28 protein-coding genes are annotated in these 24360 nt (G+C 47.0%); 2 read left to right on the top strand and 26 right to left on the bottom strand.

Annotated elements, in window-relative coordinates; all coding sequences use genetic code 11:
• Positions 1 to 3: 3 nt before the first annotated feature.
• The 26 genes from nuoH to prfA form a co-directional block, all read right to left on the bottom strand.
• The gene (gene nuoH, locus GFC30_RS01860) at positions 4 to 1005 is read right to left on the bottom strand and encodes an NADH-quinone oxidoreductase subunit NuoH (protein ID WP_066322648.1); all 1002 of its coding nucleotides are present in this window, start codon (positions 1003 to 1005) and stop codon (positions 4 to 6) included.
• Entirely contained in the window at positions 1002 to 2102 is a 1101-nt protein-coding gene (locus GFC30_RS01855; protein WP_066322645.1) for an NADH-quinone oxidoreductase subunit D, read from the bottom strand. Before GFC30_RS01855 ends, nuoH begins: the two co-directional genes overlap by 4 nt.
• 3 nt (positions 2103 to 2105) lie before the next feature.
• A complete protein-coding gene (locus GFC30_RS01850) occupies positions 2106 to 3386 on the bottom strand; it encodes an NADH-quinone oxidoreductase subunit C (RefSeq protein ID WP_066322644.1) in 1281 nt (426 codons plus the stop codon).
• A gap of 3 nt (positions 3387 to 3389) precedes the next feature.
• Positions 3390 to 3902 carry a NuoB/complex I 20 kDa subunit family protein gene (locus GFC30_RS01845; RefSeq protein ID WP_066322642.1) on the bottom strand — a complete coding sequence of 171 codons (513 nt, stop codon included), beginning with the start codon at positions 3900 to 3902 and terminating at the stop codon, positions 3390 to 3392.
• Positions 3893 to 4267 carry an NADH-quinone oxidoreductase subunit A gene (locus GFC30_RS01840; protein ID WP_066322640.1) on the bottom strand — a complete coding sequence of 125 codons (375 nt, stop codon included), beginning with the start codon at positions 4265 to 4267 and terminating at the stop codon, positions 3893 to 3895. Before GFC30_RS01840 ends, GFC30_RS01845 begins: the two co-directional genes overlap by 10 nt.
• A gap of 197 nt (positions 4268 to 4464) precedes the next feature.
• Positions 4465 to 4866: a F0F1 ATP synthase subunit epsilon gene (locus GFC30_RS01835; RefSeq protein WP_066322638.1), complete on the bottom strand. Its 402-nt coding sequence runs from the start codon at positions 4864 to 4866 to the stop codon at positions 4465 to 4467.
• 25 nt (positions 4867 to 4891) lie between these two features.
• Complete coding sequence (atpD, locus tag GFC30_RS01830) at positions 4892 to 6313, bottom strand: F0F1 ATP synthase subunit beta (RefSeq protein ID WP_066322636.1); 1422 nt, start codon at positions 6311 to 6313, stop codon at positions 4892 to 4894.
• 28 nt (positions 6314 to 6341) lie between these two features.
• A complete protein-coding gene (locus GFC30_RS01825; protein WP_066322634.1) occupies positions 6342 to 7196 on the bottom strand; it encodes a F0F1 ATP synthase subunit gamma in 855 nt (284 codons plus the stop codon).
• Between the two features lie 69 nt (positions 7197 to 7265).
• Positions 7266 to 8774, bottom strand: coding sequence for a F0F1 ATP synthase subunit alpha (gene atpA / locus GFC30_RS01820; RefSeq protein ID WP_066322633.1), 1509 nt, complete (start codon positions 8772 to 8774; stop codon positions 7266 to 7268).
• 25 nt (positions 8775 to 8799) lie between these two features.
• Positions 8800 to 9336 (bottom strand): F0F1 ATP synthase subunit delta, encoded by a 537-nt coding sequence (locus GFC30_RS01815; RefSeq protein WP_066322630.1) that lies wholly within the window; start codon positions 9334 to 9336, stop codon positions 8800 to 8802.
• A complete protein-coding gene (locus GFC30_RS01810) occupies positions 9333 to 9854 on the bottom strand; it encodes a F0F1 ATP synthase subunit B (protein ID WP_066327022.1) in 522 nt (173 codons plus the stop codon). Before GFC30_RS01810 ends, GFC30_RS01815 begins: the two co-directional genes overlap by 4 nt.
• 111 nt (positions 9855 to 9965) lie before the next feature.
• Entirely contained in the window at positions 9966 to 10178 is a 213-nt protein-coding gene (gene atpE, locus GFC30_RS01805; protein WP_017436872.1) for a F0F1 ATP synthase subunit C, read from the bottom strand.
• Positions 10179 to 10223: 45 nt separating this feature from the next.
• Positions 10224 to 10934 carry a F0F1 ATP synthase subunit A gene (gene atpB / locus GFC30_RS01800; RefSeq protein ID WP_066322628.1) on the bottom strand — a complete coding sequence of 237 codons (711 nt, stop codon included), beginning with the start codon at positions 10932 to 10934 and terminating at the stop codon, positions 10224 to 10226.
• Between the two features lie 17 nt (positions 10935 to 10951).
• Positions 10952 to 11314, bottom strand: coding sequence for an ATP synthase subunit I (locus GFC30_RS01795; RefSeq protein ID WP_066322627.1), 363 nt, complete (start codon positions 11312 to 11314; stop codon positions 10952 to 10954).
• A 4-nt stretch (positions 11315 to 11318) separates the two neighbouring features.
• On the bottom strand, positions 11319 to 11537 hold the full coding sequence (locus GFC30_RS01790) for an AtpZ/AtpI family protein (RefSeq protein ID WP_066322626.1): 219 nt from the start codon (positions 11535 to 11537) through the stop codon (positions 11319 to 11321).
• 254 nt (positions 11538 to 11791) lie between these two features.
• Positions 11792 to 12421: a uracil phosphoribosyltransferase gene (upp, locus tag GFC30_RS01785; RefSeq protein ID WP_066322620.1), complete on the bottom strand. Its 630-nt coding sequence runs from the start codon at positions 12419 to 12421 to the stop codon at positions 11792 to 11794.
• A gap of 125 nt (positions 12422 to 12546) precedes the next feature.
• The gene (gene glyA / locus GFC30_RS01780; protein ID WP_066322619.1) at positions 12547 to 13782 is read right to left on the bottom strand and encodes a serine hydroxymethyltransferase; all 1236 of its coding nucleotides are present in this window, start codon (positions 13780 to 13782) and stop codon (positions 12547 to 12549) included.
• Positions 13783 to 13871: 89 nt separating this feature from the next.
• On the bottom strand, positions 13872 to 14444 hold the full coding sequence (locus GFC30_RS01775; protein WP_066322618.1) for a TIGR01440 family protein: 573 nt from the start codon (positions 14442 to 14444) through the stop codon (positions 13872 to 13874).
• Positions 14445 to 14455: 11 nt separating this feature from the next.
• Positions 14456 to 14896, bottom strand: a complete 441-nt coding sequence (gene rpiB / locus GFC30_RS01770; protein WP_066322613.1) for a ribose 5-phosphate isomerase B — start codon at positions 14894 to 14896, stop codon at positions 14456 to 14458.
• Between the two features lie 74 nt (positions 14897 to 14970).
• Positions 14971 to 16257 (bottom strand): methyl-accepting chemotaxis protein, encoded by a 1287-nt coding sequence (locus GFC30_RS01765; protein ID WP_066322611.1) that lies wholly within the window; start codon positions 16255 to 16257, stop codon positions 14971 to 14973.
• Positions 16235 to 16705 (bottom strand): low molecular weight protein arginine phosphatase, encoded by a 471-nt coding sequence (locus tag GFC30_RS01760; RefSeq protein WP_066322610.1) that lies wholly within the window; start codon positions 16703 to 16705, stop codon positions 16235 to 16237. The genes GFC30_RS01765 and GFC30_RS01760 overlap by 23 nt, the downstream gene beginning before the upstream one ends.
• Before the next feature lie 357 nt (positions 16706 to 17062).
• Positions 17063 to 17608, bottom strand: coding sequence for a manganese efflux pump MntP (locus GFC30_RS01755; RefSeq protein ID WP_066322608.1), 546 nt, complete (start codon positions 17606 to 17608; stop codon positions 17063 to 17065).
• A gap of 67 nt (positions 17609 to 17675) precedes the next feature.
• Positions 17676 to 18716 carry an L-threonylcarbamoyladenylate synthase gene (locus tag GFC30_RS01750; RefSeq protein ID WP_066322606.1) on the bottom strand — a complete coding sequence of 347 codons (1041 nt, stop codon included), beginning with the start codon at positions 18714 to 18716 and terminating at the stop codon, positions 17676 to 17678.
• Between the two features lie 144 nt (positions 18717 to 18860).
• Positions 18861 to 19514 (bottom strand): stage II sporulation protein R, encoded by a 654-nt coding sequence (gene spoIIR, locus GFC30_RS01745; RefSeq protein ID WP_066322604.1) that lies wholly within the window; start codon positions 19512 to 19514, stop codon positions 18861 to 18863.
• 82 nt (positions 19515 to 19596) lie between these two features.
• On the bottom strand, positions 19597 to 20460 hold the full coding sequence (gene prmC, locus GFC30_RS01740; protein WP_066322602.1) for a peptide chain release factor N(5)-glutamine methyltransferase: 864 nt from the start codon (positions 20458 to 20460) through the stop codon (positions 19597 to 19599).
• Positions 20450 to 21523: a peptide chain release factor 1 gene (gene prfA / locus GFC30_RS01735; protein WP_066322598.1), complete on the bottom strand. Its 1074-nt coding sequence runs from the start codon at positions 21521 to 21523 to the stop codon at positions 20450 to 20452. Before prfA ends, prmC begins: the two co-directional genes overlap by 11 nt.
• 246 nt (positions 21524 to 21769) lie before the next feature.
• On the opposite strand from prfA, the gene adhP reads away from it, so the two are divergent.
• Together adhP and adh are read left to right on the top strand one after the other, a co-directional pair.
• A complete protein-coding gene (adhP, locus tag GFC30_RS01730) occupies positions 21770 to 22780 on the top strand; it encodes an alcohol dehydrogenase AdhP (RefSeq protein ID WP_066322596.1) in 1011 nt (336 codons plus the stop codon).
• A 55-nt stretch (positions 22781 to 22835) separates the two neighbouring features.
• Positions 22836 to 24353, top strand: coding sequence for an aldehyde dehydrogenase (gene adh / locus GFC30_RS01725; RefSeq protein WP_066322595.1), 1518 nt, complete (start codon positions 22836 to 22838; stop codon positions 24351 to 24353).
• The last annotated feature ends 7 nt before the right edge of the window (positions 24354 to 24360 follow it).

Genomic DNA, 24360 nt, shown 5'->3' with positions numbered 1-24360 from the left:
TTTTTAAAAGAATACGCTTTTAATAAGTGCTGTAAGAAAAATATTGACCAATGCGACTGGAAGCAATACCTTCCATCCGAATTCCATTAACTGATCGGCACGCAACCGTGGGAACGTCGAACGGAACCAAATGAGCACGAAGACAACAAGGCTAAATTTTAACGAGAACCAAACGGCTCCTGGAATAAAGCCAAGGAACGTGACCGGCTGCCAGCCGCCTAAAAAGAGAACGGTCGTGAGCGTCGCCATCGCAAAGAAATAGACGTATTCCGCAAGCATAAAAAACGCCCAGCGAAAGCCGGAATATTCGACATGAAAGCCAGCGACAAGTTCCGACTCTGCTTCCGGAAGGTCAAACGGCGTCCGGTTTAACTCTGCAACCGCTGCGACTAAAAAGACAAGAAAGCCAATGGGCTGCACGAAAATGTACCATACGTGTTTTTGCGCTTCGACGATGTCGTTTAAATTTAAACTTCCGGTTAATAGAATAACGCCGAGCACGGACATAACGAGCGGAATTTCGTACGAAATCATTTGCGCTGCCGCCCGCATGCCGCCAAGAAGTGCGTATTTGTTGTTGGACGCCCATGCACCCGTCACCACTCCAACCGTTGTCAACCCAGATACAGCGATATAATAAAGCAACCCAACGCCAATATCGGCAAACTGCAATGCATCTGTAAACGGCAGCGTCGCCAACACCATAAACGCCGGCGCGAACGCAATGACTGGTGCGATAATAAATAACGGTTTATCGGCCGCTTTCGGAATCGTATCTTCCTTTAATAAAAGCTTTAAGACGTCTGCGACCGTCTGCAACAGCCCCCACCGTCCGCCGACTTGGTTCGGACCGATCCGCCCTTGCATAAAGCCCATCACTTTCCGTTCTGCCAAAATGCCGTACGTCACAAACCCTAACACAACAAGCAACAACAGCGTCCCAAGGCCAAAAAAGATCGCCACATTCGTCCAACTCGGCGCCGAGTGCAACAATTGTTCCATCAACCATCTACCTCCCCGAGCACAATATCAATCGCCCCAAGAATCGCAATTAAGTTCGCAATATTTTCACCTTGTAATAATTTCGGGAGTATTTGCAAGTTATAAAACGATGGCCGACGGAACTTCAAGCGGTACGGCTCTTTTTTTCCGTCGCTCGCAATATAGCAACCTATTTCGCCACGCGGCGATTCGATGCGGACGAACGCCTCCCCTGGTGGCGCTTTAATAATGCGTGGCACTTTCGCCATAATTTCTCCATCTTTCGGAAACTGCTCACATGCTTGCTCAATAATTTTGAGCGATTCTTCCATTTCCGCCAAGCGGCATTCATAGCGAGCAAAGCAGTCGCCTTCTTCGCGCACTGGAACATCAAAATCAAACCGATCGTAAATCGAGTACGGTTCGTTTTTGCGAAGGTCCCATTTCACGCCGGTGCAGCGCAAATTGACGCCGCTTAACGAATAGTTAAGCGCTTCTTCTTTCGTATATTTGCCGACACCAATAACGCGATGGCGAAAAATTTCGTTTCCAGTTACGAGCTCATGGTATCCCGCCAGCTGTTTGCGCATATATGGCACAAACTCTTTTACTTTCTCAATCCAGCCGTCCGGCGCATCCCATTTCACGCCACCAACGCGCATGTAGTTAAACGTCAAGCGCGCTCCTGATAACTCGTTTAGCAAGTTGATAATCATCTCCCGCTCGCGGAACGCATATAAAAACGGGCTAATGGCACCGATGTCTAATAAATACGTTCCCCACCAAACGAGGTGGCTCGCAATCCGACCGAGTTCCATCGCCAAAACACGCAAATATTCTGCCCGCTCCGGCACTTCAATGCCCATCATCGTTTCGACGGCGTGGCAAATGACGTAGTTGTTCGTCATCGCTGACAAATAGTCCATTCGGTCAGTATAAGGAATGATTTGTGTATATTGTAAATTTTCCGCAATTTTTTCCGTTCCTCGATGAAGATACCCGATGACCGGTGTAGCTTCTTTAATAATTTCTCCATCGATTTTTAACACGAGGCGAAAGACGCCGTGCGTGCTCGGATGTTGTGGTCCTACGTTCAACAGCATTTCTTCCGTCCGAAGCATCAGCTACACCTCCATATCATACGGCACGTAGTCTTTACGGAGCGGGTGGCCGACCCATTGTTCTCCTAAAAAAATGCGAATTAAGTTTGGATGCCCGTTAAAGCGAATGCCTAATAAATCGTACGCTTCGCACTCCGGCCAGTTCGCTCCTTGCCAAAGCGGAACGAGCGAATCGATTTCCGGCTCGTTTCGGTCGATTTTCACTTTTAAAGCGACTGCCTGATTGTTTTTATAAGAGTATAAATGAACGTATACTTCCATATGTGTTTGGAAATCTGTTCCATGGAGTTCCGATAAATAATCAAAACCGAGCTGCTCGTTATATTTTAAAAATTGGGCGACTTTAAAGTATGTATCTTTTTTCGCCACCAGTGTTGGTACATCTTTGGATAGACGGTTAATATACGCATCTTCCAATACTTCTTCGCCGAGATGTTCTTTAATGACTTTGACGTATTTATCAAGAAGTGGCTGGTTTGGCGACGGGGCTTCCGACTGTTTCGGCGCTTCTGCTTCGCCAGCTGCTTTTGCTTTTGCTGCAGCCGCGGCTTTTGCTTTTGCGGCGGCAATTGCCTTTGCTTTCGCAGCCGCAACGTCCTCCTCGCCACCTTCTCCTTGCGCTGATGCCTTTTGTTTTGCTAGTGCTGCGGCTTTTGCTTTCGCGGCCGCAATCGCTTTTTGCTTCGCCAGTGCAATGTCGTCGCTAGCGTTTTCTTCTCCTTCTGCTTGTCCGGCAGCTTTTTGTTTCGCTAGCGCCGCCGCTTTTGCTTTCGCCGCTGCTGCCGCTTTTTTCTTTGCCAATTCTACGTCGTCCGACTCACTTTCTTCAGCGCCTGGTTGCTCCGCTGCTTTTTGTTTCGCTAGCGCTGCCGCTTTTGCTTTCGCCGCTGCTGCCGCTTTTTTCTTTGCTAATTCTACGTCGTCCGACTCACTTTCTTCAGCGCCTGGTTGCTCCGCTGCTTTTTGTTTCGCTAGCGCTGCCGCTTTTGCTTTCGCTGCTGCCGCCGCTTTTTTCTTTGCTAATTCTACGTCGTCCGACTCACTTTCTTCAGCGCCTGCTTCTTCCGCTGCTTTTTGCTTCGCTAGCGCCGCCGCTTTTGCTTTCGCTGCTGCTGCCGCTTTTTTCTTCGCTAATTCCACGTCGTCCGTTGCGTCCGCTTTTGCTTCGAGCGTCTGTTCAGTTTCGCCGCCCGCTTGTTTCGCAGCTAGCCGTTCGCGCGCTAACTGTTTCGCCCGTTCAGCCGCTTCTTTTTTCCGTTGCTGTATATCTTTTTCCTCACTCATCGACTACAGCACCTTCTTTCCTGTCTTCGCTTCATAACGGATCTTTTCTTTTAATTTATTAATTCCATAAATTAATGCCGCTGGGTTTGGTGGACAGCCTGGGATGTAGACGTCAACGGGTACAATTTGGTCAACCCCTTTGACAACGCAGTACGAATGGACGTACGGTCCACCTGCCGTCGCACATGAACCCATCGCAATAACCCATTTCGGCTCCGGCATTTGATCATACAACCGGCGAACGATTGGCGCCATTTTTTTCGTTACTGTCCCCGAAACAATCATCACGTCCGATTGGCGCGGAGACGTCCGGAAAAATGAACCGAATCGGTCTAAATCATAATGGGACGAGCCGACGCCCATCATTTCAATCGCACAGCAAGCAAGCCCGAACGTTAGTGGCCATAGCGAATTGCTTCTCGCCCAAGCCTTCAATTGTTCGAGCGTCGTTAAAAAGACGTTGCGCCGCAACTCTTCCATCTCTTCTTCCGGTATATTTAACAATTTCACATCCATTTTAACACCTTCTTCTTCCAAGCATACACAAGCCCAATGACAAGCATTGCCACAAAAATTAACATTTCAATAAGGGCAAACAGGCCGAGATGGTTATACGCCACCGCCCACGGATATAAAAAGACCGTTTCGACATCAAAAATGACAAACAAAAGCGCAAACATATAATAGCGTACGTTAAATTGCACGCGCGAATCATGAAACGGCTCAATTCCGCTTTCATACGTCGTTTCTTTTGCTGCTGTCGGCACATGCGGCCGAAGGAAGCGACCTGCTGTCAACGCCACAACCGGAAGCAAAATTCCTAAACATAAAAAGACAAAAACAATTAAATAGTTATTTAAGTACACATTAAGCAACGTCATGCCCGCCCCCTTTGTTCGTTCGTATCCATAAATTGTGAAAAATATCAAACAATTTTGCCTTGTAACCGATATCATTATAACATTTATATCCAGAGGTGTCGACAGAACGACGAATTTTACTTGTAATAAATATCGTTACAGTGTTAATCTATTCGATTCAGCATAAAAAAAAGACAGGGAAACATTCCCCTGCCTTTTTATCGTTTTCCGGCAATATCTAACCGGTTAATGGCACGTCGTAGCGCAAGTTCTGCTCGTTTGAAATCGATATTGTCCTGCTTTGCTTGCAAGCGTCGTTCCGCACGCTCTTTCGCTGCTTTCGCACGAGCGACGTCGATATCTTCTGCTCGTTCGGCCGCCTGCGCCAATACAGTTACTTTATCCGGACGGACTTCTAAAAAGCCGCCGCTGATAGCGATAAATTCCGTTTTTCCGTCTTTTTTCAGGCGCACTGATCCGATTTCGAGCGGAGCGACAAGCGGAATGTGCCCTGGCAAAATCCCGAGCTCCCCGCTTTTCGCTTTTGTGCTGACCATTTCGACGTCCGCTTCATAAACCGGGCCATCAGGAGTAACGACACTGACTTTAATCGTCTTCATACTAAAATCCTCCTATGTCCCTTGTTTAAACTTCTACGCCCATTTTTCTCGCTTTTTCCACAACTTCTTCAATGCGGCCCACTAAACGGAAAGCATCTTCTGGAAGATGGTCATATTTTCCTTCTAAAATTTCTTTAAAGCCGCGGACGGTTTCTTTTACTGGTACGTAAGAACCTGGTTGACCAGTGAACTGCTCCGCAACGTGGAAGTTTTGCGATAAGAAGAATTGGATACGGCGAGCACGGTGAACGACAAGTTTGTCTTCCTCAGAAAGCTCGTCCATCCCAAGAATTGCGATAATGTCTTGCAATTCTTTATAGCGTTGCAACGTTTGTTGCACTTTGCGCGCTACTTGGTAATGCTCTTCCCCAACGATTTCTGGGGAAAGCGCACGAGATGTCGATGCAAGCGGGTCAACCGCTGGATAAATCCCCATCTCTGATAATTTACGCTCTAAGTTTGTTGTTGCATCTAAGTGTGCGAACGTTGTCGCTGGTGCTGGGTCTGTATAGTCGTCCGCTGGTACGTAAATCGCTTGAATCGACGTAACCGAACCGACGGCTGTCGACGTAATCCGCTCTTGCAATTGACCCATTTCTGTCGCAAGCGTTGGCTGATAACCTACGGCAGACGGCATGCGTCCTAATAACGCCGAAACTTCCGAACCTGCTTGCGTGAAGCGGAAGATGTTGTCGATGAAGAACAATACGTCTTGTCCTTGTTCATCACGGAAGTATTCTGCCATCGTCAACCCTGTCAACGCAACGCGCATCCGCGCTCCAGGTGGCTCGTTCATCTGACCGAATACCATCGCTGTTTTATTGATAACGCCAGAGTCTTTCATTTCATGGTACAAGTCGTTTCCTTCACGCGTACGTTCTCCAACGCCCGCGAATACGGAAATACCGCCGTGCTCTTGCGCGATGTTGTTAATCAACTCTTGGATTAAAACCGTTTTTCCTACCCCTGCACCGCCAAACAAACCGATTTTTCCACCTTTAATGTATGGCGCAAGAAGGTCGACAACTTTAATCCCTGTTTCTAAAATTTCAACTTGTGTCGAAAGCTGTTCAAATTTTGGCGCTGGACGGTGAATTGAGTCGCGGCGCGCCTCCGCTGGAATTTCTTCGCCTAAATCAATTGGCTCCCCTAATACGTTAAATACGCGACCAAGCGTCACGTCCCCTACTGGAACAGAAATTGGCGCTCCTGTGTCGATCACTTCCATGCCGCGAATAAGACCGTCCGTTGATGCCATCGCGATCGTACGAACAGTGTCATCCCCAAGGTGAAGGGCCACTTCTAATGTTAAGTCTACGTCGACTTCGTTTTCGTTACGCGCTTTATGTTGGATTTTAAGGGCGTTGTAAATCGCAGGAAGATGTCCGCTTTCGAACTTCACGTCTACAACTGGACCCATAACTTGAAGAACGCGTCCTTTTGTCATCGTTTTCCCTCCTAACTAACTGCTTAACCTATTGCAAGGCATTCGCTCCTGCCACAATCTCCGTAATTTCTTGCGTAATTGCTGCCTGACGGGCACGATTGTAAGAAAGCGTAAGCGTGCGAATGAGCTCTTTGGCATTGTCGGTCGCGTTTTTCATCGCGGTCATCCGCGCCGCGTGCTCACTTGCTTTCGCATCTAATAATGCGCCGTAAATTAGGCTTTCTGCGTATTGCGGCAACAACACTTCTAAAATTTCTTCTTGCGACGGCTCAAACTCGTATGATGTCCGTTTTGTTTTTGCTGCCAAATCTGTAAGCGGCAATAACTTCCGTTCTGTCACGTCTTGCTGGATAGCGCTGACGAAATGGTTGTAGTACATGTACAGTTCATCAAACGTTCCGTCGGCAAACATGCTCACCGTTTGGTTGGCAATCGCTTTAATATCAGCGAATGATGGTTGGTCTGGCAACCCCGTAATGTGCAATGCCACCGGGATGTTCCGCTTGTTGAAAAAGCTTAAGCCGATGCGACCAATCGCGATGATCGCATATTCATCGGTCGATTTGTGGCGCTCGCGAATCGTTTGATAAACAGTGCGTAAGACGTTGCTGTTATAAGCACCAGCGAGCCCGCGGTCCGATGTAATGACTAAATAGCCTGTCTTTTTCACTGGGCGTTTCACAAGCATCGGATGGTTGCTTGAGCTACCTAAAGCGATGTTTGCGACCACTTCTTGAATTTTCTCCATATATGGAACAAACGATTTCGCGTTCGTTTCCGCCCGATGCAATTTCGAAGCGGAAACCATCTCCATCGCTTTTGTAATTTGGCTCGTTTTTTTCGTCGAGTTAATTCGTGTCTTAATATCGCGTAATGATGCCAAAGGTTTTCACCACCTTTTTTTGCGCTCTAGTGATGGGCAAGGAACAGAAGCGGGCTTCTGTTCCTTCTTTTATTCAGAAACGACAAACGTTTTCTTGAAGTCTTCGATCGCTTGATTGAACTCTTCTTCGCTTGGAAGATCTTTCGTTGTGCGAATATGTTCAAGAATGTGCTGACCATTTTGGTCAAGCCATGCGAAAAATTCTTTTTCAAAGCGACGGATGTCTTCAACTGGAATGTCGTCTAGGAATCCGCGCGTTAACGCGTAAATAATGGCTACTTGTTTTTCGACTGGTAGCGGCTCGTGCAAGCCTTGTTTCAATACTTCAACGGTGCGCGCACCGCGAGCAAGTTTTGCTTGGGTTGCTTTGTCAAGGTCGGAACCAAATTGCGCGAACGCTTCAAGTTCACGGTATGCTGCTAAGTCAAGACGAAGCGTACCGGATACTTTTTTCATCGCTTTAATTTGCGCCGCACCACCGACGCGTGATACCGAAAGACCTGCGTTAATCGCTGGACGTACGCCCGCGAAGAATAAGTCGGATTGCAAGAAAATTTGTCCATCTGTAATCGAGATAACGTTCGTTGGAATGTAAGCAGAGATGTCACCTGCTTGCGTTTCAACGAATGGTAACGCCGTTAATGAACCTGCACCTTTTGCGTCGCTTAATTTTGCCGCACGCTCTAAAAGACGAGAGTGTAGGTAGAAGACGTCCCCTGGATATGCTTCACGACCTGGCGGACGACGTAATAGAAGCGAAAGTTCGCGGTAAGCAGCCGCTTGTTTCGATAAATCGTCGTATACGACAAGCACGTGTTTTCCGTTATACATGAAATATTCGCCCATCGTTACGCCCGCATATGGCGCTAAGAATAATAGTGGCGCTGGTTGGGAAGCAGAAGCTGTGACGACGATTGTGTAGTCAAGCGCACCATGTTTGCGCAACGTTTCCACCACGTTACGAACCGTTGATTCTTTTTGCCCGATCGCCACGTAAATACAAATCATATTTTGATCTTTTTGGTTTAAGATCGTGTCAATCGCGACCGAGGTTTTCCCTGTTTGGCGGTCACCGATGATTAACTCACGCTGCCCACGACCGATTGGTACAAGAGCGTCAATCGCTTTAATCCCTGTTTGCAATGGCTCGTGTACCGATTTACGATCCATAACTCCTGGTGCTGGGCTTTCAATCGGACGAGTTTCTGTTGTTTCAATTGGGCCAAGTCCATCTACAGGCTGACCTAACGGGTTAACGACGCGACCAATTAATGCTTCGCCAACAGGAACTTCCATGATACGTCCTGTACGGCGCACTTCGTCACCTTCTTTAATATCTGTGTATGGACCTAAAATAACGATACCGACGTTGTTTTCTTCTAAGTTTAGCGCCATTCCCATGACACCGTTTGCAAATTCCACGAGCTCCCCTGACATGACGTTATCAAGGCCATGAGCGCGCGCGATACCGTCACCGACTTGGATTACTGTACCTACATCGCTCACTTTAATTTCGGACTGATAGTTTTCAATTTGTTTTTTTATCAGCGCGCTAATTTCTTCAGCTCTGATGCTCATGTATTTCACCCCTATCTATAAATCTTCAGCCAATAAGTTGACGTTTGAGTCGTTCTAGTTTGCCGCTGACGCTACCGTCGTAAATGCGGTTGCCAATGCGCAGTTTCACGCCGCCGATTAGCGAGGAATCGACAATGTTTTCGATATGAAGCGTTGCTTTTCCAACTTTTTTCGCAAACACATCCACAAGTGCTCGTTTTTCAGCTTCGCTTAATGGACGAGCCGAATAAACGATCGCCTCCGCCACGCCGCGAGCTTCATTCGCTAACGCAACAAATTCGTCTGCAAGCGATCCCACAATGTCGATGCGATGGCGGTCAAGCAATAAAAGCAACGTATTTTGCACTGGAACAGACAATGCTGCAAACGTTTCTTTGATTAACGCTTTTTTCTTGTCAAGCGATAGCTTCGGATGGGTTAACACAGCGAGAAAGTCTGGTTGAGCCGCAAACACTTGCTTGACAATGCGAATTTCTGCTTCGAATCGATCAAGGAGCTGCTGTTGTTGAGCGATTTGAAAAAGAGCCAATGCATACCGTTTCGCTACGACTTCTTTGTTCATCGCCCTTCTCCTACCTCTTGAATGTACTCGTTAATCAGCTTCGCTTGATCTTGTTCTGTCAATTCTTTTTCAATCACTTTCGATGCAATAAGTACGGATAAAGAAGCCACCTGCTCACGCAAAGCAGCGACTGCTTGCTCTTTTTCGCGCTCGATTTCTTTTTTCGCTGTTTCTTTTAAGCGTTCCGCTTCCGCGCGGGCAGCCGCAACGATTTGTTCTTTTTGCTCTTCGCCAAGCTTGCGAGCATTTTCCATTAGCGCTTGCGCTTCTTGGCGCGCCTGTTTTAACAATGCTCGTTGTTCTTCTGCAAGCTTTTTCGCTTCTTGATGATGTTTTTCTGCCTGTTCAATTTCATTAGCAATATGCTCTTCGCGTTGTTTCATAATGCCCATTAATGGACCAAACGCATATTTTCGGAGCAATGCTAATAAGATGACAAACATAAGCAATTGGAAAATGATATCGCCGCTATTAATGCCCGTATGATGCTCGGCAGCGCCTAATAAAAACGTATTCATGCTTATTAACACCGCTTTTCACTCCCTTCAGCCGCTGTGTAATTATGTGCATAAAGGAATGGCGAAGGTGATCGTCTGCACGAACTTCGCCATTATCCATCGAGTATTTCATTATCGGTTCATAACGATGAATGAGATAACGACGCCGATGATTGGCAACGCTTCGACTAACGCTACCCCGATAAACATGGTTGTTTGTAGCACAGGACGCAATTCTGGTTGACGTGCAATCCCTTCTACTGTACGACCGACGATTAAACCGTTACCAATACCAGCACCAAGTGCTGCTAAACCTACTGCAATGGCAGCTGCAATTAAATTCATTGTAAAAATCCTCCTTTGTGATTCATTCCATATTTTTTATAGTGTTTAATGGTCTTGGCTGACTTTATGTGCCATGTAAACCATTGTTAACATTGTGAAAATAAATGCTTGGATACAGCCGACGAAAATACTGAATGCTTGCCAAACCATCATCGGAATGGCTGCGCCGACTGCGCCGAACACTCCGCTTGTCCCTAGTCCAGCTAATAAGCCTAACAAAATTTCACCGGCAAAAATGTTCCCGTAAAGACGCAAACCTAACGTCAGCGTATTGGCAAACTCCTCGACGAGCTTAAGCGGGAACAAAAATGCCATTGGCTTAAAGTAATCAAGGCTGTACTCCTTAACCCCTTTAAGCTTAATACCGTAGTAATGCGTCAGACCGACAATCATGACGGCAAGCGTCAACGTAATCGTCGGATCGGCTGTTGGCGATTTCCACCAAAGGGTATCCCCGACGCGAACAGAAAATGGAAGACCGAGCATGTTGGCGACGAAAATGTACATAATCAGCGTCGCACCAAGCGTTAGAAAGCGACCGCCGGTATGCCAGTCCATCGTGCTGTTGATGATTCCTTTGACGAAATCAAGCACCCATTCTAAGAAGTTTTGCATTCCTGTCGGGCGGAGTTGTAACGATCGTGTCGCAGCGATGGCGATAAGGAAGACGATTACGCTCGTGACCGTAATCATTAAAACGTTGGACATATTAAACGTGAGTCCAAGAAATTCATAAATCGGAGCTTTATGTTCCAACCGTTCTCACCTCTCTTTCATGAAGGGTGTTTTCTGTGCAAAAGAAAATCTATTATAATGACAGCATAGGATGTCATTAATCCTATCACAACTGGGATGATGGAGAAATATTGCGGATATTCAACCGCGATTGCCGCTGCTAGTACAGCCGCTGCTAACCGGGTAAACGTTCCGAGGGAACGAACTTTTTTTCCTTGAGCGACCGCTCGTCCGAATTTTGCGACCTTTCGAACCAGATTCCATAACAAAAACAAACTTATCGCTGTTCCGAGAATAAGGCTGGCAAAAACAGTTTTATAGTTCGTAAATCCCCAGCCTAGCGTATAGAGCGACAACAAATAAAAGAGGTATTTCTGTTGCCTTTGCACCATTTGCTGCATGCTGTTACTCCCCCGGGAAATATTGGCGGATTAAACGTAACATGGCATACACGCCCGCCGCAAGTCCGATCAACAGACCGATAATGAGAAAGAGCGGATCGGTGCCAAATTTTTCATCCATCCATTTCCCACTGAAAATTCCGATTAAGATCGAGCCGACCAATTGCGAAACGATCGCGGACATTAAGCCGATCGCTTGAAAAGGATGGCGCTGTTTCGACATACATATCCATCCTCGCTCTTTTTACTTTTTTCCTCATGAAAACCTTATCATTATATCCCCTGTAAGCATACAATAGGCACCCGTCAATGTCAACGAATTTAGGAAATAAAATAAAACAAATTATTAAGAATTTGTGACATTTGTTCATTTCTTTTTCATGTAATTGTTGTATAATATAATATTTGCTTTTTGGCGTTTTTCATACAAAAGCGCCAAACATCCTAAAAAAGATGCTTGGCGCTTGCATCACTTTATTATTTCGTCCCAAATAAACGGTCACCTGCATCGCCAAGCCCTGGAACGATGTAGCCGTGGTCGTTTAATTTTTCGTCGAGCGCTGCGATATAAATATCAACATCTGGATGCGCTTGTTTCACCGCTTCTACTCCTTCTGGGGCGGCAATTAAGCACATAAATTTAATGTTTTTCGCGCCGCGCTTTTTCAAAGAAGAAATCGCTTCAACGGCTGAACCGCCGGTCGCTAACATCGGATCGACGACAATGAAGTCACGTTCTTCCACGTCCGTCGGCAATTTGACGTAATACTCGACCGGCTTTAACGTTTCTGGGTCGCGGTATAGCCCAATATGACCGACTTTTGCCGCTGGGATGAGTTTTAAAATGCCGTCGACCATGCCGATGCCGGCACGTAAAATCGGGATAATGCCAAGTTTTTTTCCAGCGATTACTTTCGATTTTGCTTTGCTGACGGGTGTTTCAATTTCTACTTCCTCTAGCGGAAGGTCGCGCGTAATTTCAAACGCCATCAATGTCGCCACTTCTTCGACAAGCTCGCGAAACTCTTTCGTCCCTGTTTGCTTGTCACGAATGTATGTAAGCTTATGTTGAATCAACGGATGATCGAATACGTATACTTTACCCATCGTTTTCTCTCCCTTTTTTCACATGGTGCGTTTCTTTCCATTTTACCGAAAAAGTAATCTATGTTCAATGACAGTGGCGATTTTATCCAAAAACTGCCTCGTATCAAATGATACGAGGCAAGCACTTAGGCGTAAAGCGGGAATTTTTCTGTGAGCATAGCGACACGGCGGCGCGCTTCTTCTAGCTTTTCTTCGTCGTCATGATGCTTTAGCGCAAGCGCGATGATGCTCGCGATTTCTTCCATTTCTGCTAAACCGAATCCACGGCTCGTCACAGCGGCAGTACCGATGCGGATACCGCTTGTCACAAACGGGCTTTCTGGGTCGTATGGAATCGTGTTTTTATTGACGGTAATGCCGATATCGTCCAACACTTTCTCCGCTACTTTCCCCGTCAGCTGTAGCGAACGCAAATCAACAAGCAATAAATGGTTATCGGTTCCGCCCGACACGAGCGTAAAGCCTTCGCGAACGAGCGCTTCGGCTAACCGTTTCGCGTTATCGACAATACGTTGTGCATATGCTTTAAAATCGTCTTGCAACGCTTCACCAAGTGCCACTGCTTTCGCTGCAATAACGTGCATGAGTGGACCACCTTGAATACCAGGGAAAATCGCTTTGTCGATTTGTTTAGCAAATTCTTCTTTGCAAAGAATCATGCCGCCACGCGGACCGCGCAACGTTTTATGCGTCGTTGTCGTCACAAAGTGGGCATACGGCACTGGATTAGGATGAAGACCTGCCGCAACAAGACCTGCGATGTGCGCCATGTCTACCATTAAATATGCACCGACTTCATCGGCAATTTCGCGGAACCGTGCAAAATCAATGACGCGCGGGTAGGCGCTTGCGCCGGCAACGATAAGCTTCGGTTTATGTAAACGCGCCTTTTCTAACACATCCTCGTAGTCGATGCGGTGTGTTTCCGGATCTACACCATATTCCACGAAGTTGTACTGCATGCCGCTAAAGTTTACTGGGCTGCCATGCGTTAAGTGTCCCCCGTGCGACAAATTCATGCCAAGCACTGTATCGCCATGGTTTAAAATCGTAAAATAAACGGCCATGTTTGCTTGCGCCCCGGAGTGCGGCTGAACGTTGGCATGTTCTGCTCCAAATAGTTGCTTCGCCCGTTCGCGCGCCAACTCTTCTACGACGTCTACATGCTCGCACCCCCCGTAATAACGGCGACCTGGGTATCCTTCGGCATATTTGTTCGTTAATACCGAGCCTTGCGCTTCCATCACTGCTTGGCTGACGAAGTTTTCCGATGCAATTAGTTCAATTTTTGTTTGTTGCCGTTTAAGTTCTTGTTGAATCGCTTGAAACACTTGCGGATCTTGCTGTGGCAAGTAGTTCATCACAAGCTCCCCCTTTTTCGAAATATGAGAATATTCCTTTCTATTTTACCAACTTTTCAATGGATGATTCAAAGGAAAAGTGAACAAAATCACGAAAAAGTGCATGAAGCGTTCGGATTTTCCTTTGAATACACGGCGCGGGCGCCGCCGATGAGCTTCGGGCGCGTTTTCGCCAGCGTGACATGAGCATGTCCAATTTGCTGAAGCGACGTGCGCACTGGTACAGCGACGTGCTTTAAATGCATGCCAATGAGCGTATCGCCAATGTCAATGCCAGCGTCTGCTTTCATAAATTCTACAACGACTGGGTTGTTCATGGCGTTATATGCATATTCCGCCATGGCGCCGCCAGCGGAACGAACAGGGATGACAGAAACAATTTCTAAGTTTTTGGCAAGCGCGGTTTCTTTTTCGACGACAAGGGCGCGGTTTAAATGTTCGCAACATTGAAACGCTAGCTGAACCCCGGTTTCGTCGCGCCATTTTTTTAATTCCACAAAAATCATTTCCGCCACATCCATTGAGCCAGCGGTGCCGATTTTTTTTCCGATTACTTCGCTTGTACTGCAGCCGATGACGAGTATATGCTCAGCAGAAAGGGGAGCTTGCTGTTTAAATTCTGTTAAAATCGTCTGCCATTGTTGCTTCCATTCGGAAAGCATCCTATCCCCCCTTAGTTTTGTTCGTACTGATGAATTTTGTTGATACGGTTAGCATGGCGTCCACCTTCAAATTCAGTCGTCAACCATACTTTCGCTATTTCGCGCGCCAATCCTGGACCAATGACACGTTCGCCCATCGCTAAGACGTTGCTATCATTATGTTCGCGCGTCAAGCGAGCGCTGTAGACATCATGAACGAGCGCACAGCGCACTCCTTTTACTTTATTTGCGGCAATCGACATCCCAATGCCTGTTCCACAAATTAAAATGCCACGGTCCACTTCTCCACTTGCCACTTTTTCCGCCACTGGCAGGGCATAATCTGGATAATCAACAGACCCTTCACATGCACAACCAAGGTCAATGTACTCAATCCCCATTTCTTCCATCAACTGTTTTATTTCTTGGCGAATTCGAATACCCCCATGGTCTGAGGCAATTGCTACTTTCACGTTTGTTTCCTCCTTTGTTGTAAACTAAAAGCCGCCTTTCTTTTTAATTGTAATGGGAAAAGGCGGCTTTTTCATCATTTTGTGCAAAAACTATCGATTGTATTTTTAAGTTTTTTTGCTTGTTCTGCTAGTTGCCCTGCCAGTTCGTTGACATGATGAATCATCGCTGTCTGTTCTTGTGTCGCGGCAGTGACTTCAAGCGCTCCTGCCGATGTTTCTTCAGCGATCGCTGCTACTTCTTGCGACTGAATCGACGTTTTTTCGATGTGTTTCATCTGTTCTTTCACTAATTCAGCGATTTGATGAACGGAAGCGGCCACTTCATGGATCGAGTTCGTCATCTCGGTAATCGCTGCATTCGTATCATTCCCTTTCGCAGCTTCCTCATTCGCCGCTTTTACTTGTGCATTAATTTGGGCAACGACATGTATGACCTCCTTCTGGATATTCTGAATCAACTCAGAAATCCCTTGCACCGCCCTCGCACTTTCATCCGCGAGTTTCCGCACTTCTTCGGCGACGACCGCAAACCCTTTACCGTGTTCGCCTGCACGTGCTGCTTCAATCGAAGCATTGAGCGCCAAAAGGTTCGTCTGCCCAGCAATGTCGCCCACAAGCGAAATGATATTTTCGACTTCTTTGGCATGTTGTTCTAAGCGGCGCACCGCGCTTAATGACGCTTGGTTGTCTTTTGCTAGTTGTTGAATGCCATTGACGAGCGAGTCGATGACTTCTTTGCTTGTATGAAGTGTTTCGACCATATCGGTTGCTAGTTGCTCGGATTGCTCTGCTTTTTTCTGTACTTCATTGGCGATATGAAGCACATCTTCGACCGATTCCGCCGTCGTCTGCATGGACACTGCCGAATCGTTCGCACCTTTGGAGATTTCTTCGATCGTTTGTGCAATGCTTTGCGAGCGTTCCACCGCCACGCTTGAAGCGTTCGTAATTTCAATCACTTTCTCATTCGTTAATGCAAAGTTCTCTTCAATGTTTCGCACCATTGTGCGCAAGTTTTTTAGCATTTCATTAAACGCCAACCCTAAGGCGCGAATTTCATCATCAGATTTAGCAAGCGGGACGTCTTGGTCGATTTGTCCGTTCGCTGCCTTGATTGCCGCTTGCTCAAGCTGCTTCAGCGGGCGAGTAATAAACCCAGCGGCGACGTAAGCCAGTAGCCCAGACCAAAAAATACCAAGCAATAAAATAATAATCGTAAATAAGCTTTTGTTAAATGCGCTGAAAAATAAGTTATAAAACACATAAATAAACAAAGCGCTCGTGGAGTACGTAATGATTGCTAGTACAGTGGTGAAAATAACGAGCTTCAGCCGCAAACTAAACTTGTGTTTCTCCTTCATTCCCCTTCTCCCCCTGTAGCTGTGGAATCAACTGCCCAATAAGCTGCTCCAGCTCTTCTCGCGTTTGCCGATATACATCGACCGGACCGCCGAATGGATCGAGTACATCCCCTTCTTGTCCTACAGCGAATTCTTTTAGTGTAAATGTTTTCCCTTTTGCTTCTGGAAAGCGGCTAATGACATGCTGCTTATGCCCAGCGGTCATCGTTAACACGTACGTTGCCCATTGGATATCGTCTTTCGTCAGCAACGATGAACGGTGCGACGTATCAATCCCTTTTTCCGCTAGCACCGTTTTCGCATGTTCCGAAGCATCGCTACCGTCCATCGCAAAGACGCCGGCTGATTTCACTTCTACATGTGGCAGCTTCTTACTTTTTAATAATGCTTCTGCCATCGGACTACGGCACGTGTTGCCTGTACAAACAAACAAAATGCGAACCGGCATAGTTCCCTCCTTATCCGTCAAAAGATTCATACTATTATTATATGGAAATCGAAATGGAAAGTATAGTGTAAAAAAAGACAGCGCACTACGCGTGGTGGTTGTCCACTATTTTCCTAAAAAATAGAATCAGTTGAATGAACATAAGCTTTTCTTCCTCTTCCTTCAAACAAGAACGAAGACGGACAAATGAATTTGTCTGAGAGGCGGCTCGTTGTTCAGTTCTCCGTCACGCGAACGCGTGACGAAGGCAAGCCTTTAGCTTGCCTCCGACAGTCGAAAAAATAAGTTAAACTTCCCTAGTTGCCTGTACATAGTTTTTAATGGTTATTCAACACGCCTGACAGCTCCTCGCTGCCTTTAGATCGGAAATAGTAGTTTCATACCAAACATAAATAAAATGGTGCCGCCAAGCATTTCTCCATAAATGCCGAGCCATTTTTGGAAACGACGGCCTAAAAGCAGCCCGAGCCACGTGAGCCACATACTAAAAAACCCAAACAAAAAAATCGTCACAAGCGTACGTGCCCCATAAATACCGAGGCTCAATCCAACAGAAAAACTGTCTAGGCTGACGCTTAAAGCAAAAAAAAGGAGCCCGATTCCGACCGGGGAGATGAGCGGGTCGCTTTCTTGTTTGAAGGAAGTTGCAATCATTTGCACGCCCAATATAAGCAAAAGCGCGCCGCCAATGTATGAAGCGATGCCGCTAAACTGTTCGGATAAAAATCGGCCAACGATCATTCCTAATAGCGGCATGACAATATGAAAAACACCAATCGTAAAGCCGATATAAAACATTTGCTTTAAGCGCAACCGAAAAAAGCCCATGCCTAACCCGACGGAAAAGGCGTCCATCCCTAGCGCAAACGCCATCATGCATAGCGTCATTAATTCCCCAATCATCGCATTCCCTCCCCGGACTTGCCTATTTGTACCATATGCACGTCCGAAGCGATTTAGAATAGGAGGGTTAGCTTTCCATCATGACCCGATGGCCTGCCGCTTTCTTTAGCCGGTTCATAATCGCTTCCCCAATGCCGGCAGTTGGAAAACTTTCGCTATAAATCACATCGACATCCGTTTCGTCAAACGCCCGCAACGTATCATACAATTGGCGAGCAACGGTGGACAAATCAGAGCGTTTTCCACATGTAAAGACAACATCGGCATGATACATCGTCTGTCGCTCACTCGTCGTGAGCACCCCGACTTTTTTCCCTTGCGCCCGCGCTTTATCGATAAGCTGTTGAAAAAATGAAAGGGAGCCGTCAACGATGACTAACGGCGCTTTTGGCGCGTAGTGCGTATATTTCATGCCTGGCGATTTCGGAGGCTGTTGTTCATCAGTTAGTGCTGCATCTACGGCGACACGACCAATGACTTGTTCTAATTGTTCTTTCGTCACCCCTCCTGGCCGTAAAATCGTCGGGATGTCCGTCGTGCAATCGAGCACCGTCGATTCGACACCAACTCCTGTCTCTCCTCCATCGACAATGCCGGCAATTTTGCCGTGCAAATCATCCCATACGTGCTTTGCGCTCGTCGGGCTCGGTCGCCCAGAACGATTGGCGCTCGGTGCCGCAATCGGCAAACCGCTTGCGCGAATGAGTGAAAGCGCCACTGGATGGGCCGGCATCCGCACGGCTACCGTCGAAAGTCCTGCTGTTACCGCATCCGAAATATTTCCTTTCTTTTTTAGTACAAGCGTCAATGGGCCTGGCCAAAAATGCTCGATAAGTGTTTTGGCGACAGGTGAAATAGATGCGATGTCTTCTAGCTGGGAAAACTCTGCAATATGCACAATGAGTGGATTATCGCTCGGCCGACCTTTGGCTGCAAAAATTTTGTTGACCGCCGTTGTGGATAATGCGTTCGCTCCGAGCCCATACACCGTTTCTGTTGGAAAAGCAACGACTTCCCCCGCACGCAGTAGTGCTGCTGCCTGTGAAATTTGTGGACAACTATCGTTTATGTCCACAAAATTATCCACATACCATTGTTTCGTTTCCATGTTGTTCACCTCCATTACGCCCGTTATGACGGGATATAACGACGTACTCGCTTAACGAAAGGAATGTTATCCACATTTTGTTGATAACTATCGATTTTTTGTTTATAACTTTGTGGATATGATTGTTTTTGTCCACAATATCCACTATTCCGTCAGTTTATCCCATAGTTCTTTCCACAAAAATTTGACATGTACTTCTTGCTCCTCGTTGACTACTAGAGGCGATGATTCTGCTGGTGCGGAAACAGTAGTTGATGCCGTTTGTGGATCGTTCGCTTCGTGTTGCGCCACTGCTTCCCCGTTAGAAAAATCGAGAAAGCATAATGGCGGAAACAACACGCACCACCAGTTTGCCCCTTTGCCGTCACCAAGTGTAATTAATACTGCCTCGTATTGCCCCGCAGGATAAATGTAGTTCCCGTAAATTTTGGTTGGAAAATGAACGTTGCCAAATTCGACACGATACGATTGATTGCTTTTTTCTTTTCGCAACACTTCCGCTACTGTTTGTTCAATCGCTGGCAAATGTGCTTGAATGACTTGTTTCGCTTCGGCGAATGACGTTAAGTGTTCGACCCATTCATTAATTTGCGCATTGACCGCATCGCGCACTTTTCGTTTCAGCGCTTGGTCTTCCGCGGAGTCGCTATTGGCTAAAATGCGGAGCCGAATCGCTTCGTTTGGAATCATCACTTGTGCATTCGCCCCTGCTTCCGTTTGCTGACCGTACACATTGACAAACACACCAGTAATTAACAATAAGATATATAAAATAATACCCATTTTATTTTTATTCATATCGTTGCACCGTCCTTTCACTATGTCAGTGTGGACATGGCAACATCTTTTTAAACTAGTAATCTAAAAAAATTTTTAGAAGTTATGGCGCTATTTCGGCAAACACCATCCGGTCTTTCCCGTTCATGTCGTAAGCAACATCCACTGCAGCATGAGGAAACGTTTGCGAAAGCAAGTGGGCGACTGCTTCGCCTTGCCCAGCGCCGATTTCAAACGCCACCAACGCCCTTTCTTTTAGCACAAGCGGCAATTCGTTCATCAAGCGGCGGTAAAAGAAAAGCCCATCGACCCCTCCGACAAGCGCTTGCCGCGGCTCTTTTTGCACAATTGGGGAGAGCGAAGCGATGTCCTGTTCTGGAATATACGGCGGATTCGATACGACAACATCGACGCGACCGTTCGCCTCGATAAGCGGCTTTAATAAATCACCGTGCAAAAATTGGACGGGCGCCCCAAGACGGCGAGCGTTTTCGCTAGCAACGAGAAGCGCTTCTTTCGAAATATCAATCGCGCGAACATATAGTGATTCGTTTTCTAACGCAAGCGTGACCGCAATCGCGCCACTTCCTGTTCCGACATCCACGACATCGACTTGCCCCTCCGGAAAAAGACGGGCGATTCGTTTGAGCACCCCTGCGACTAGTTCTTCTGTTTCCGGCCGTGGAATAAGGACGGCGGGATTGACGTGAAACTTCCGCCCGTAAAACGTTTCGGAGCCGATTAAATACTGGACGGGAATATGTTCGTATACGTGTTTTTCTAAGTCGGCAATCAGTGCTTGTTCGATTGGCTCGTCCAACTCCTCGCGCAAATTGGCGAATAGTTGCGCCCGCGTCATGCGCAAATGATGGCATAATAATAGCTCGGCGACACGCTCTTCTTTTTCGTGTTTTTTTAAAAAAGAAGAAGCCCGGTGAAGGACTTCGTACAGTTTATTACGCTTCATTTGCTTGCTCCAGCTTTTTCGATTGGTCGTCTAAAATGAGCGCATCGATAATTTCGTCGAGCTTGCCTTCTAACACTTGGTCGAGCTTTTGCAACGTCAATCCGATGCGATGGTCAGTGACGCGGTTTTGCGGGAAGTTGTATGTGCGAATGCGCTCGGAGCGGTCGCCCGTACCGACGGCTTGTTTACGCGTTTGATCGTATTCAGCGCGCGCTTCTTGTTGATATTTGTCGTAAATGCGGGCGCGCAATACTTTCATCGCCTTCTCTTTGTTTTTAATTTGCGATTTTTCGTCTTGGCAGGAAACGACGATGCCAGTTGGAATGTGTGTTAAGCGTACGGCCGACATCGTCGTGTTGACGCTTTGCCCACCTGGTCCACTGGATGCGAACGTATCGACGCGGATATCTTTTTCGTGAATCTCGACTTCGACTTCTTCCATTTCCGGCAAGCAGGCAACGGTCGCTGTTGATGTATGAATGCGGCCGCCCGATTCCGTTTCTGGTACGCGCTGGACGCGATGGGCACCGTTTTCAAACTTCAGTTTCGAATACGCTCCCTTTCCTTGCACCATAAAAATAATTTCTTTATAGCCGCCCAATCCTGTCGGGCTTGCCTCGATGACTTCGGTTTTCCATCCTTGCGATTCGGCATAGCGCGTATACATGCGGTACAAGTCGCCCGCAAACAATGCCGCCTCTTCACCGCCAGCCGCCCCGCGAATTTCCATAATAACGTTTTTGTCATCGTTCGGGTCTTTTGGAAGCAAGAGGACTTTTAACTTTTCGACAAGCTCTTCTTCCCGTTCTTCTAGTTCGCTAATTTCTTCTTTCACCATCTCACGCATCTCTGCGTCCAATTTCTCCTCTAACATCGCTTTGGCATCAAGAAGCTGCTCGCGAACAGATTTATATTCCCGATACGTAAGCACCGTTTCTTCTAAATCGGACTGCTCTTTCGAATAGTCCCGAAGCTTTTTCGGGTCATTAATCACTTCTGGGTCCATTAACAACTGATTCAACTTTTCATAACGTTCTTCTACTGCTTGAAGACGGTCAAACACACTTATTCACCTCTACCTTTGTCCATGCACAGTCTAATTTCTAATTATACTACAGTTTAGGGAAAGGAGAAAGGTTTGATTCGTATGTGACAATTTTGTGAACAACCTGCCGATCATTCGTTCAAAAATGCCGTAATTTCGGCATTTTTCCCTACTAACAGCTTTGTTTTCTTTTTTTTGAATTGGCATACTTTTTGCATTTTAAGATAGGCGAACAAAAAATTTTTTGGAAAGGGGATAGGGAGAATGAAAGCAGCAGTTGTTCACGAGTTCAAACAAAAACTTCGAATCGAGGAAGTGGAAAAGCCGACACTCGAGTATGGCGAGGTGCTTGTCAAAATTGAAGCTTGTGGCGTCTGCCATACCGACTTGCACGCTGCCCACGGGGACTGGCCGGTCAAACCGAAGCTTCCGCTCATTCCTGGTCACGAAGGGGTTGGAGTTGTAGTCGAAGTTGGGGAAGGGGTAAAATCGCTGAAAGTTGGCGACCGCGTCGGTATTCCTTGGCTATACTCAGCATGCGGCGAATGTGAATATTGTTTAAGTGGACAAGAAACGCTTTGTCCACACCAATTAAACGGCGGGTATTCCGTTGACGGCGGATATGCCGAATATTGCAAAGCGCCAGCCGATTATGTCGCACGCATCCCAGAAAATCTCGATCCAGTCGAAGTCGCACCGATTCTTTGCGCAGGGGTCACGACGTACAAAGCATTGAAAGTATCAAATGCCAAGCCAGGCGATTGGGTGGCGATTTACGGCATCGGCGGCTTGGGGCATATCGCGCTGCAATACGCTAAAGCGATGGGATTCAATGTCGTCGCTGTCGACATTAGCGATGATAAAGCAGAACTAGCGACAAAATTAGGGGCAGATATTGCCATTAACGGATTAAAAGAAGACCCTGTCGCAACGATTCAAGAAAAAGTAGGTGGTGTCCAAGCTGCCATTAGCGTCGCTGTAACGAAGAAAGCGTTCGAGCAAGCCTATCGCTCAGTTAAACGCGGTGGATGCCTGGTCGTTGTCGGCTTGCCGCACGATGAATTGCCAATTCCGATTTTCGATACAGTCTTAAACGGTGTGACAGTGAAAGGGTCAATCGTCGGCACAAGAAAAGATATGCAAGAAGCGTTAGATTTTGCAGCGCGCGGAAAAGTTCGCCCAATCGTGGAAGCGGTTCCACTAGAAAAAATTAATGATGTTTTTGAGAAAATGGAAAAAGGACAAATTAACGGTCGCATCGTTTTAACAATGTAACCTTTAGGGTGTCCCGCTTCGGGGCATCCTAGCAAAAAAATAAGGGGGGGTTCACGTGATTTATCGACAACCGGGAGAAAAAGACGCAAAAGTTCAATTTAAAAAACGATACGATAACTATATTAACGGGGAATGGGTGCCGCCTATTTCCGGGCAATATTTCGCAAATATTACGCCTGTAACTGGGGAAGTATTTTGCGAAGTCGCCCGCTCCCAAGCCGAAGACATAGAGTTAGCGCTCGACGCTGCTCATGCAGCAAAAGAGGCGTGGGGAAAAACGTCGCCCGCAGAAAGAGCGCTCATTTTAAATAAAATTGCGGACCGCATGGAAGAAAACTTAGAGATGCTCGCGGTGGCAGAAACATGGGATAACGGCAAACCGATTCGTGAAACGTTAAACGCCGATTTGCCGCTGGCCATCGACCATTTTCGTTACTTTGCTGGCGCGATTCGCGCCCAAGAAGGAACGATTAGCCAATTGGACGACGATACCGTCGCCTATCATTTCCACGAGCCGCTTGGCGTTGTCGGGCAAATTATCCCGTGGAATTTCCCATTATTAATGGCGGCGTGGAAAATCGCCCCTGCTCTCGCTGCTGGAAACTGCATCGTGCTAAAACCAGCAGAACAAACGCCGGCATCGATTATGGTGCTGTTGGAGTTGATTGGCGACTTATTGCCGCCTGGCGTGCTAAACGTCGTCAATGGCTTCGGGCTCGAAGCAGGGAAGCCGTTAGCATCTAGCCCGCGCATCGCCAAAATCGCCTTTACGGGCGAAACGACAACCGGTCGTTTAATTATGCAATATGCGTCGCAAAATATTATCCCTGTAACGCTTGAGTTAGGGGGGAAATCGCCGAATATTTTCTTCCCAGACGTCATGGAAGCCGACGATGACTTTTTGGATAAAGCGATCGAGGGATTTGTCATGTTCGCACTTAACCAAGGGGAAGTGTGCACATGCCCTTCTAGAGCGTTAATTCATGAGTCGATTTATGAGGCGTTTATGGAACGGGCGCTTGAGCGCGTTCAAAACATTAAAACAGGAAACCCGCTCGACACCTCGACAATGATGGGGGCACAAGCTTCAGCGGAACAGATGGAGAAAATTCTTTCGTATATCGATATCGGAAAACAAGAAGGAGCGCAATGCCTCATTGGCGGGGAGAAAAATGTGATTGCCGGCTTGGAAAATGGCTACTATATTCAACCGACCGTCTTTAAAGGCCATAATAAAATGCGTATTTTCCAAGAAGAAATTTTTGGTCCGGTCGTATCGGTGACGACGTTCAAAGACGAAGCCGAAGCGCTTGCAATTGCTAATGATACGTTATACGGGCTAGGCGCAGGCGTGTGGACGCGCAACATTAACCGCGCGTACCGATTCGGACGGGGCATTCAAGCAGGTCGCGTCTGGACGAACTGCTATCATTCATATCCGGCGCACGCGGCATTTGGCGGCTATAAAATGTCCGGCATCGGTCGTGAAACGCACCATATGATGCTAGCACACTATCAACAAACGAAAAATATCCTCGTTAGCTACAACCCGAGAGCTCTAGGCTTCTTCTAAAACGAAA

The organism is Anoxybacillus amylolyticus, assembly GCF_001634285.1.
In the GTDB taxonomy this organism is placed as follows: Bacteria; Bacillota; Bacilli; order Bacillales; family Anoxybacillaceae; genus Anoxybacteroides; species Anoxybacteroides amylolyticum.
The sequence above is the reverse complement of the archived record's forward strand: the minus strand, read 5'-3'. Positions and strand labels throughout refer to the sequence as shown.